At 64.9% G+C, this 11,370-nt stretch carries 9 protein-coding genes; all 9 read left to right on the forward strand.

What is annotated here, in order from left to right:
* Positions 1-156 precede the first annotated feature (156 nt).
* Genes AC07VF_RS04775 through AC07VF_RS04815 form a run of 9 tightly spaced genes read left to right on the forward strand, consistent with a single transcriptional unit; the run spans position 157 to position 11,201 of the window.
* Positions 157-420, forward strand: a complete 264-nt coding sequence (locus tag AC07VF_RS04775; RefSeq protein ID WP_495008240.1) for a PAAR domain-containing protein — start codon at positions 157-159, stop codon at positions 418-420.
* 2 nt (positions 421-422) lie between these two features.
* A complete protein-coding gene (locus AC07VF_RS04780; protein ID WP_495008241.1) occupies positions 423-1,646 on the forward strand; it encodes a KPHS_23130 family T6SS system protein in 1,224 nt (407 codons plus the stop codon).
* Positions 1,647-1,659: 13 nt separating this feature from the next.
* Positions 1,660-5,037, forward strand: coding sequence for an ImcF-related family protein (locus tag AC07VF_RS04785; protein WP_495008242.1), 3,378 nt, complete (start codon positions 1,660-1,662; stop codon positions 5,035-5,037).
* A complete protein-coding gene (gene tssA, locus AC07VF_RS04790; RefSeq protein ID WP_495008243.1) occupies positions 5,034-6,644 on the forward strand; it encodes a type VI secretion system protein TssA in 1,611 nt (536 codons plus the stop codon). Before AC07VF_RS04785 ends, tssA begins: the two co-directional genes overlap by 4 nt.
* Before the next feature lie 22 nt (positions 6,645-6,666).
* The gene (tssF, locus tag AC07VF_RS04795) at positions 6,667-8,436 is read left to right on the forward strand and encodes a type VI secretion system baseplate subunit TssF (protein WP_495008244.1); all 1,770 of its coding nucleotides are present in this window, start codon (positions 6,667-6,669) and stop codon (positions 8,434-8,436) included.
* Positions 8,400-9,488 (forward strand): type VI secretion system baseplate subunit TssG, encoded by a 1,089-nt coding sequence (gene tssG, locus AC07VF_RS04800; protein WP_495008245.1) that lies wholly within the window; start codon positions 8,400-8,402, stop codon positions 9,486-9,488. Before tssF ends, tssG begins: the two co-directional genes overlap by 37 nt.
* Entirely contained in the window at positions 9,469-10,005 is a 537-nt protein-coding gene (tssJ, locus tag AC07VF_RS04805) for a type VI secretion system lipoprotein TssJ (protein WP_495008246.1), read from the forward strand. The genes tssG and tssJ overlap by 20 nt, the downstream gene beginning before the upstream one ends.
* Before the next feature lie 3 nt (positions 10,006-10,008).
* Entirely contained in the window at positions 10,009-10,449 is a 441-nt protein-coding gene (gene tssE, locus AC07VF_RS04810) for a type VI secretion system baseplate subunit TssE (protein ID WP_495008247.1), read from the forward strand.
* Entirely contained in the window at positions 10,446-11,201 is a 756-nt protein-coding gene (locus tag AC07VF_RS04815; RefSeq protein WP_495008248.1) for a type VI secretion system ImpA family N-terminal domain-containing protein, read from the forward strand. The genes tssE and AC07VF_RS04815 overlap by 4 nt, the downstream gene beginning before the upstream one ends.
* Positions 11,202-11,370: the final 169 nt, after the last annotated feature.

Consider the following 11,370-nt stretch of genomic DNA (forward strand, 5'->3'; position numbering starts at 1 on the left):
AGGTATCTAAAAATGCCTGAAGGACTGCCAGGCGCACTTTCTGAAGGGCTTTTCCTGCAATGCACTTTTTTGTGCAGAGCACTGTTACATCCCCGACCTCTATGAAGTCGGGTGGATTCGATCAACTTTTATTTCTGCCATCAAGAGACAAACATCATGAAAAACATCATCCGCATAGGCGACACACACACCGGAGGCGGCCAGGTGCTTTCGGGTTCCGGGGTCATGAAATTCGGCGGCATTGGCGTCGCCCGGCTGAACGATCCTGTCTTTTGTCCGCTGCCCGGGCATGGCCCGACGTTCGTGGCCGAAGGGCACGCCACCTTCAATGACAAAGGTATCCCGGTCGCCTTTCACGGCCATCGCTGCGCATGCGGATGCCTGTTGATTTCGTCCATGCCACAAGCGAGCGCACGTTAGTCATGCCGGTCAGACTGGATCAAGTGCCGCCCGTTGCTCAGCGACCCGGTCGGCCCCGGGTGTGGCTGTGGCTTGGCGCACTCGTCTTGCTGGTGATGGCGGGCCTGGCCGCGCAGGTGCTGCTGATCCCGCCACCGGAGGAGGGCCGGCCAATCATCCTGGGGCCGGCGGTGTCTTTGTCGGCCATGATCTGGGCTGCCCTTGCCGGGTTAAGGGCGATGATCTTCGCCGGCCAACAGCGCTCGGCCGACGGCTGGGATGAGGTGCGGGAAGAGGACCTGGCTCAGCGGATCAGCTGTGGTCGCCGCTCGCTTGACGTATTGGGCGCAAGCCTGCACACCGCGATGCGAGCGCCGGACTCGGATACACACCCTCAGCTCGACCTGATGCTCGGGGACGAACCCGCCATCAAATCCCAGGTAACAAGACTTGGCGGTGTGGCACGTCACAGTCGCTTGCCCGGGGATGTAGCCGAAGCGCCTCAGGATGCGCTGGATGGGGCCTTGCGCAGAGTGCTCGGTGATCTGGCACCTGCATTGGCGCAGTTCCCACAAGACAGCCCGATCACGTTGCTGCTTACGGTTGAGACCTGTGTACCCGAGGAAACGCTTCAAGACATCTGGAAACAGGCGTGGCAACAGTCAGGCATCCGGCACGCCCCAGTGCCCGTTGCCGAAACAGGCATGGCCGCTGTCGACCAATGGCTCGACCAACGCGCTGCGGACCAGAGCCCACTGATGGTCATCGCGCTGCAGATCGCCCCCTCGAACGCCGATGCAACGGCTGAGGCCGCCGTTGGGCTGCTGCTTGCAAACCCCACGAACCATAGCGGTGTAACGACGCTTGCCTGCCTTCATCGTCCTGAACCGGAGCGCGAGCAAGACGACACCTCATTGATCCGGGCAATGCGTCAAGCGCTGGTCTGGGTGCCGCTGCAGCCCGAGCAGGTCGGTCAGGTCTGGCGCGCAGGTGTCGATGGGGCGCGCAACGCCGCAATTGCTGCACAGATCCCAGCGGCCCTGCCGACGGCGGACGCCAAACCGGAGCTGATCGATCTCGACGCGTTGCTGGGCCACGCCGGACCTGCCGCGCCGTGGCTGGCCCTCGCCGCCGCTGCGCTGAATCTGCAGCACGAAGCCAATCCTCAATTTGTTTTGTCCGGGGAGGGTTCGGGTGAAACCGCACTCTGGGGCATGGTCTTGACGCCCGTCCCCGCGCGTCCCTAGCAGGAGCTTTTTTATGCGTATTCCACGTTCTATCGGGTTCGTTGTTCTCACAGCCATTTTGGTGGTGGGCTTCGGCCTGATAATTCTGATATGGCAGTTCCCTCACCTCATGGGCATCGCTGCCGGCAGCGAAGAACAAACCGCATGGCTGCTGGGTGTTGCGGCCGCCACAATAACGGCCTGTGCGGGCGCGGTGAGTTTTCAGTGGCTGACGCAACGGTTGGGGCGGGCGGAATATCTCAAAAAAGCCAGTGAAATCTCTCCCCAGCCAGCGTCTGTCGAAGGGACTGGACCGGGCGGGGATAAGGCGCCACAGGTGGCCGATGGGCTCAAAGAGCACCTCCACCATCAATACACCGCCTTCCAGCGCACCCGCACCCGCTTTCTCCTGGTCGTCGGCGAGCCCAAGCACATCGAAGCCATCGCACCAGGTCTGGCCGACGCCCAGTGGCTTGAATCCCAGAACACCGTGCTGCTCTGGGGCGGCAGCCCGCAATCCCAGCTCTGCAAAACCGCCACCCGCTGGCACGATGTAACCCAGCGGCGCGGCCTGGACGGCGCTGTCTGGGCCCTCAATAAACAGCAAAGCGCCAACGCCGCGACGATGGCCAGTGGCGTCGCCGGTCTGCAGCAACTGGCGCGAACCCTGGGCTGGCAGTTGCCGCTGCACCTGTGGGAGGTCTGCGAGAGCAATCGGACGCAGCAAAAGCACGCACGGGGGCCCGCTGGGTCGCTGCTGCCCCCGCGCTTCCGCGGCTCGCAATTGCAGATGATATTGGCCCCCATTGACGGCTCGTTGCATCAGATGGGCCTGGCCGAGCTGGCGGTCTACCCCGACCATGACTTTCTCTCCCGGTTGTCCTCCAACCTGAAAGCAGAGGGCATCGCCCGCTGGCACCAAGCCCTGACGCCGTTGCTGGGCAAGTTCGCGCGGGGCGTGCCGTTACGCGGGCTGTGGTTCAGTTTGCCGGCGCTACCGACCGAGTCCGTCGGCAATCTGTGGCTGCCGGGTCCGGCGTGGGCCGGCGTGCTCGCGGGCACACCTCGCGACGCCCGGCGCCTGGGCTGGCCGGTCACGCGCATCAGCTACGCCCTTGCCCTCGGCGCCATGCTGATCTGGTTGACGGGCCTGCTGCTGTCGTTCTCCACCCACCGTACCCAGATCCTCGACATCAAGTCGTCCTTCGCGGCCGTGGAGCCGTCGGGCAACGGCGATGAGCCGTTGCTCGCCCTCAACGCGCTGATCCTCGAAATGGGACGGCTGAAAGACCGCGCGCGGCGGGGCGAGCCGTGGTTCCAGCGCTTCGGGCTGAGTCAGAACGATGCCTTGCTCGCGGCGATGTGGCCGCGTTACGTGGAAGCCAATAACCGGCTGATGCGCGACCCGGCGGCAGAGAATTTGAAGCGCCAACTCGCCGCCTTGGTGGCATCGCCCGCCGACAGTCCTCGGCGTGCCAAGGGCGCGCACAACGCATATGTGCAGCTCAAGGCCTATCTGATGATGGCCCGCCCGGAGAAAGTGGACGCGGGGTTTCTGGTCACGGCCCTCGGTCATGCCGAACCGACGCGCATGGGCGTGTCGCCGGGATTATGGAAAGGGCTGTCACCGACGCTGTGGCAGTTTTATGCCGAGCAACTGAAGGCCAATCCGCAGTGGCGAATCGAGGCGGATAACGCGCTGGTGGCCCAGGCGCGGCAGGTGTTGCTGGTGCAACTGGGCCAGCGCAATGGCGAAGCCAGCCTGTATCAGCAGGTGCTGGAGGCCGCCGCGACTCACGCTCCCGATCTCGGGGTTGAGCAGATGGTCGATGACAAAGAGGTGTGGCCGCTGTTTTTCACCGAGGCGCGTGTGCCGGGTGTGTTCACGCGGCAGGCGTGGGAAGGGCAGGTGCGTCAGGCGATCGACGACATCGTCGCGGCCCGCCGCGAGCAGATCGACTGGGTGCTCAGCGACCGGGAAAACAGCGGCGTCGCGAATACCTCGCCGGAACAGCTGCGAGCGCGGCTGACCGAGCGCTACTTCCATGATTACTCCGGCGCCTGGCTGGAGTTTCTCAACAGCGTGCAATGGCGGCGGGCCGACAGCCTGGCCGACGTCATCGATCAACTGACCCTGATGAGCGACGTCCGCCAGTCACCCTTGATCGCCTTCATGAACACCCTGGCGTGGCAGGGTCAGGCCGGCCATCGCAGTCAGGGGCTGAAGGACTCGCTGATGCAGTCGGCGCAGAAGCTGATGGGCAGCGAGCGCCCGTCGCAGGTCCCTGCCATCAGCCAGCAGCTCGACACGCCGGCCGGGCCGCTGGATCCGACCTTCGGCCCACTGTTGGGGTTGCTGGGCAAGGACGCGGAAGGCAAGGGCGGCGATGACGACCTCAGCCTGCAAGCGTTTCTGACCCGCGTGACGCGGGTGCGCCTGAAGTTGCAGCAGGTCAGTCACGCCGCCGATCCCCAGGGCATGACCCAGGCCATGGCGCAGACGGTGTTCCAGGGCAAGAACATCGACCTTACCGATACTCGGGCCTACGGCGAACTGCTGGCGGCCAGCCTCGGCGAGGAGTGGGACGGCGTGGCCCATGCGCTGTTCGTGCAGCCGCTGGATCAGGCGTGGGGCAAGGTACTGGAACCTTCGGCGATCGCACTGAACCGGCAGTGGCAGCAGGCGGTGGTTGATGAATGGGACAAGGCATTTCTCGGCCGTTATCCCTTCGCCGCCACCGGCAGCGACGCCTCGTTGACGATGCTGGGCAAGATGATCCGCGCGGACTCGGGGCGCATTGAGCAGTTCTTGCAGCGGGAGCTGACCGGCGTGTTGCGCAAGGACGGCGGTCGCTGGGGGGTGGACCCGGCCCACGGTCAGGGCCTGCAGATCAACCCCAGGTTTCTCGCGGCGGTCAATCAGCTCAGCCACCTGGCCGACGTGCTCTACACCGACGGCGGCATGGGCATCAACTTCGAGCTGCAGGGCAAGGCGGTGCGCGACGTGGTACAGACCACCTTCGTGCTCAATGGCGCGCGCCATCAGTACTTCAATCAGAAGGAGAGCTGGCAGCGCTTTGCCTGGCCCGGCAGCAGCGATTACCCTGGCGCCAGCCTCACATGGACCAGCGTGCGCAGCGGCGAGCGTTTGTACGGTGACTTTCAGGGCGCCTGGGGGCTGATCCGTTTGCTGGACGCCGCCACGGTCACCGCGCTGGACGACAGCGACAGCCGCTACCGCATCAGCGTGCCGGCGCCGGACGGCCTGGACTTGACCTGGCACATGCGCACCGAGCTGGGCGCGGGACCGATGAGCCTGCTGGCGCTGCGCAATTTCAAACTGCCGCGACAGATCTTCCTCAACGGCATCGCCAGCGCGCAAACCGCGTCGCGCGCCGAGGTGATGGAATGAGCCTGCAAGCGTTGATCGCCACGACGCTGGGTGAGCGCGACGCGGTGGCCCTCGCCAAGGCCCACGCTACCGAGTGGGCGTCATGGCTGGCTCCGATCAGTGGTGACTCAAATGTGGGTCAAGATCCTGGCTATGACGATGATTTCCAAAGCATGCGCGAGGAGGTCAACAAGCTGTCCGGGGCGGACGCCGATCGGGTCATCGTGCTGGCGGAAAAACTCCTCAAAGGCACCTGCAAGGACCTGCGCGTGCTCACCTATTACCTGTGGGCGCGCCTGCAGCGGGACGGCGAAGCGGGGCTGGCGGACGGTTTGAATCTGCTGGCCGCCATGGTTGATCGCTACAGCGTCGAGGTGCTGCCGGCGCGGCCCAATAGTCGCAAGGTCGCGCTGGAGTGGCTGGCCAGCGCCAAAGTCCTCGACAGCCTGACGCTGTACCCGGAAGCGGTGAAGGCCGAGGCCGAACGCACGGTCGCCGCGCTCGCCTGGCTGGATGAGGTGCTTGAACAATGGCCTGTCGATCAGCGTCCTGAGTTGGGCACGCTGTACTCGGCGCTGTCGGCACGGCTGGCCCAGGCCGGCGGACTGGATGCCGTGGTGCCGCAATTCAGTGCCAGCCATGACGCTGCGAACCCTCAGGCCACCAAACAAGCCGCAACCCACGGCGCCGGCCCCGTGCCCAATACCATCCGCTCGGGCCGCGACCTGCTGGACAGCGGCCGCGCGCTGGCCAGCTATCTGCGCGAACAACCCCAGGGCTGGCTGGCCGCCCATCGGCTGATGAAAAGTCTGCGCTGGGACACCGTGCACCAGTCGCCGCCCCAGGACGCCACTGGCCGCACGCGCCTGGCACCGCCCCGATCCGAATACCGCGCGCAACTCAAGCGGCTGTACCTGCAACAGAGCTGGAACGAGTTGCTCGATCAGGTGGAGCGCATGTTCGCCGAGGGCGTGAACCATTTCTGGCTCGACCTGCAATGGTTTCTGTACCAGGCGCTGAGCCGGCAACCGGCGCCGTCCGAGGTCTGGGCGCGCATCGTCAAAGAGGATCTGGGCCTGCTCCTGGAGCGACTGCCGGGCCTCGAAACCTTGTGCTGGGAAGACGGCTCGGCCTTTGCCGACGAGACCACCCGCGAGTGGATCGATCAGGACGTCAGCACTCAAAGCGTGGCTGCCTGGCTGCCCGCGACGGCCGCTTCCAACGCAGACGAAGCCGACATTCTGGCCCTCGAAAGCGAGGCACTGGCCCAGGCCGATCGCGACGGCGTCGAGGTGGCGCTGAGCTGGCTCGACACGCGCCCCGACATTCACGGCGGCCGGCAGCGCTGGCTACTGCGCCTGCTGATGGCGCGGGTCGCCGAACAGTACGGCAAAAGCGAGCTGGCGTTGCACGTCCTCGGCGAACTGGACGCCACGGCCCAGCGCCATGTGCTCGCTCAGTGGGAGCCGGCGCGGGTGTTTGAAGTCAAGGCGCGGCTGCTCAAGTTGCTGCGCATGAAAGCCCAGCGCAGCGACGCCGACAAGGCTGCGCTGGGCAAACGGATGGAGCCGCTGCTGGCGGCTCTGGTGGCTATGGACCCGGTGCGCGCGGCAGTGCTGTGCGGCTGACACTTTCAACCAGGAGGTTTTTTTGAACACGGACAATCTGACCCTGCGCTACTTCGATGCGGAAATGCGCTACCTGCGCGAGGCCGGCAAGGAGTTCGCCCAGGCGTTTCCCGACCGCGCCGCTTCGCTGAATCTAGACAAGCCCGGCGCCCACGATCCCTACGTCGAGCGGCTGTTCGAAGGCTTCGCGTTTCTCATGGGACGGCTACGGGAAAAACTCGACGATGACCTGCCGGAGCTGACCGAAGGCCTGGTCAGTCTGCTGTGGCCCCATTACCTGCGCACGATTCCGTCGCTGTCGATCGTCGAGCTGCAGCCCGACGTAAACCAGATGAAGCAGAGCGAGCAGGTCGCGACCGGCTTTGAAATTCAGTCGCAACCCATCGGCCCCCAGCGCACGCGCTGCAGTTACACCACCACCCAGGACCTGACCCTGCGTCCGTTGGCGCTGGATTCGGTGCGCCTGGCGCAGGAACCGGACGGGCGCTCGGTGATTCGCCTGCGGTTTTCCTGTGGTGCGCTGAGCAACTGGGGTCAACTGGATTTGCGCCGCATCCCGCTGTACCTCAACGCCACCCCGGCGGTGGCCAACGCGCTGCATCACGCGCTGACCCTGGGCACTCAGGCCCTCTACGTGCGTCAGCCCGGGGACGCGCAACGTCAACCGCTGCAAGGACGTTTTGGGCCCAAGGGCTTCGGCGATGACGACCGGCTCTGGCCGAAGGGCGACAGCGCCTTCAGTGGCTATCAGTTGCTGCTGGAGTACTTCAGTTTTCGCGAGAAATTCATGTTCGTGACCCTGCACGGGCTCGAAAACATGAGCATCGCGCCGGACGCGCCGTGGTTCGAACTCGAGGCTGTCCTGAGTGTGCCCTGGCCCCATGCATTTTCGCTGAGCAGCGAGCACATTCGCCTGCACGCCGTGCCGGTGATCAATCTGTTTCCGCTGGAGGCCGACCCGCTGTCCCTTGATCCCTTGCAGACCGACTATTTGCTGCGGCCCATGCGCCTGCAGGACGGCCACACCGAAATCTATTCAGTGGATCGGGTAACGGCGTCCCGGGATTCCGGGCGGGAAGAATACGTGCCGTTTTCCAGCTTCCGGCATAAAGGCGGCATGCTCCGTGACGAGGCGCCCGAGCGTTATTTCCACACCCGCCTCAAGCGCGGCGCGAACGGGCTGCACGACACCTGGCTGATACTGGGCGGCGAGGGCGCCGACCTTGATCGATTGACCGAGCGGCCGTGCCTGTCCCTGCGCCTTACCGGCACCAATGGGCAACTGCCGAGAAAGGCGCTGCAAAGCACGATCCTTGATACGCCGCTGCACACGACCCAGTCCGGTCTGCGGGTGCGCAACCTGTGCGCGCCGACCCTGCCGTGTTATCCGCCCAGCCGCGACCGCTTTCACTGGCGGGTGTTGAGCCATCTGGGCTCGAACTTTCTGCCGATGCTCGACAGCGCCGAAGTGCTGCGCGGCACCCTGGCGCTGTACGACTGGACCGGCAGCGAGCTCAATCGCCGGCGTCTGGAAGCCATCGTTGAGGTGCGTCACCACCTCATTCAGCGCTTCGAAAAAGGCTTTCTGCTGCGCGGCGTGGACATCGAAGTGACCCTCGATGCCAACGGCTTTGCCGGCGAGGGCGACATCTGCCTGTTCGGCGAAATGCTCAACCGGTTCTTCGCGCTGTACGCCGACATCCATCTGTTCACCCAGATCACCCTGATTCTGCAACCGACCGGGAGGAGCCTGCGATGGAGCGAAAACCACAGCCAGCGGATTCCCGGTTAAGGGTCGCCGAATGGCTCGCTGCCGTGCAGGGTCGGGTGGCCGAGGCGAGCGTCTACCGCTTCTGCCAGTTGCTGGAAAACGCTGCGCCGGAGCAGCCGCCGTTGGGCAGCTCGGAAGATCCGGCGGATGATCCGGTGCGCTTCCGGCCCGATCCCGGCATGGGTTTTCCTGCCAGTGAGTTGAAAGCCGTGGAGTGGTCGTCTGAGGATCAGCCGCTACCTGCAACCGTGCGCACCCGCTTGCTCGGCCTCTACGGCGTGGACTCGCCGATGCCGACGCGCTACCTCGACGACATCGCGCAAAAGCGGGAAGGCCACGAGGCGCTGGAGGGGTTTCTCGACATCTTCAACCACCGGGTCTTCACCCAGTTCTACCGGATCTGGCGCAAGTATTCCTACCCGGCCTCGTTCGCGCCCGCTGGGGCCGACCCCACCTCCCAGTGCCTGTTCGGGCTGATCGGGCTGGGTATCCCCGGTACCGCGAAGCGCATCGCCACGCCGCTGTCGCGTTTTCTGGCGTTGCTCGGCGTGATGCGTCTGCCAACCCGCAATGCCGAGGGCATTTCGGCGCTGGTGCATTTGCTGGCGTCTCACACTCAGGCGTCGATCAAGCCGCACTGGCCGCGAAACATTGCCCTCGACGCGCCTGCCAGCCTGTCGTCGGTGCGGCCGGTGAGTCTGTCCCAGGGCACGCCGTTGGGCTGCGTCGGCCGCGACGTCAATAGCGAACTGTTGCTGACGTTCACCGCCGACCACGACGAGGCGCGGGAATGGCTGCCCGGCGGTGGTTTGCACAGCGACCTGCGGGTGCTGTTGCAGGTTTACCTCGGTTGGCGCTGTACCGCGCGGTTGCGCCTGTCGCTGCCCATCGGCTGCCTGCCGGTGCCAGCGCTCGGCGGACGAGGTGTGCTGCTGGGCATGACCGCCGGACTCGGGTTGCAGGGCAGCGCTGCCGGGATAAACGACATCATCACTATCCATCTGGGCCGTTACCAGGGGCTCCACATCAATCCTCAGGAAAGAGAACCCACCCATGTCGCCTATTTTTTATAAAGCGTTGTCCGTCATCGCCCTCGGCCTCTTCGTCAGTGGCTGCGGGGTGACGCAGAGCGTGTCCGAATCCACCGCAGCAATGACCCAGGCGATTTTCTACAAACAGGTCAGAACCCTGCGTCTGGACTTCGACGGCCGCCTGGCCCTGAACACCGACGGCACGGACATGCGCGCGCTGTCGGTGCCGGTCATGGTGCGGGTGTATCAGCTGCGCGATGGCAAGTCGGCGAGCAAAGCCACCTACGACGACCTGCTGCGGGACGCCGACCAGGTGCTCGGCGCTGACCTGCTGGATCAGCGATCGCTGGTGATCAAGCCCGGCGAGGGCGCGCCGCTGGATGTACCGCTGAACGAAAACGCCGGAGTGGTCGCCGTGGTCGGGTTATTCCGCGAGCCCGATATGCAGCTCAATGAATGGCGCTTGCTGCTCACCCGCGACGACCTCGACCCGGACCGGCCCCGGGTCATCGAGCTGGGCGAAAGCCGGCTGACCCTGCGCCCCCTGGCCGAGGGTTGAGCCATGAGCGAGCTCAACCCTTCGCTGTACGAAACCCTGCTACAGAATTTCAGCGGCGAGCTCGACCTGTCCCGGGTGGGGGAAAACGATCAATACGTGCTCTCGGTGCTGGACAATGTGCAACGTGTGCTCAACAGCCGCGCGGGCACCCTCGCGCACTTGCCCGATTACGGCCTGCCGGACATGGGCGCTGTGCTCGAAGGCTTGCCCTCTGCCGCCCATGGGCTGATGCGAACCATCGCCGACACGCTGCTCAAGTACGAGCCGCGCCTGTTGTCGCTGGACATCGAATTGTTGCCCCAGACCCAGCCGGGCCATCTGGTCTACGCCCTCGACGCCACCCTTGAAGGGAACCGCACCGCGACGTTCGGCACGACCTTGAGCCCGGAGGGAAGGGCGGTGGTGCGTCATCTCAAGCGCCATAATGTGCAGGGCCGAACGTGAGCGGCCAGGCAAAAAGGCGGTCGGGCCTGGACATCCAGCCTGGGGGCGATCCGCGCGCGCTGCCCGAATACCGCATGCTGCGCACCGAAATGGCCAGGCTCGCTCATCCCGCCTGTCCTGATGTCGACTGGCGGCACGTCGAGCAGTGCTGCCTGGGTGTCTTTGCCCGCAATGTCGCGGACCTGCAAACGGCGGCGGGTTACGCCCTGGCGCGCAGTCATCTGGCCGGGCTGAACGGGATGTACGAAGGCCTGTCGGTCCTGGAAACCCTGTTGCGGGCAGACGCCCAACCCTGGCCGCGAGGGGGGCCGGCGCGGGCGGAACTCCTCAATGGACTGTTCGGCTCTTGGCAAGCGGTGCTGCGTGAACTGGAGATCAATGTCGGCGATCTGGCGGACCTCGGTCTGTTTTGCGTGCGGCTTGAGCACGTGCGCCGGACGCTGCTTGAGCGGCTTCCTGTGTCCATCAATAGCCTGGAAGGCTTGCGCACGCAGGTGGCGCAACGGGCGTCGCGGATCGAGCGCGAAGCTCAGGCCGCGGTGCTGGTCGCGCCGAACGCCATGCCACCCCCATCGCTGCACATCGGGACTCATTCCTCAACCCAGAGAAACACCCCAACCCAGAGAAACTCTGCAGCCACGCAGCCAACGTCCACCGACATCAAGGTCACTGCAGAAAAACGCACCGCGATGTGGATCGGATTACTCATCGGCGGATTGCTCGGCCTGCTCGCCGCATTGGCCTGGCTGTGACAATACCCGTGTATCAAGGCTTGCCGACGGCCAAGGTCGCGCAGAGAACGTACCGCCCGGCCGAACGTCGGCATTTCCCCGTCAGCCATATTTACAGCCGGGCACTGTCTCCATTAGTGTGCGCGCATCATCTGCCTCAACAGCGGCTGCCGCATGTTCAGGCACGTCC

Source organism: Pseudomonas sp. GW821-FHT02H06 (genome assembly GCF_059421525.1).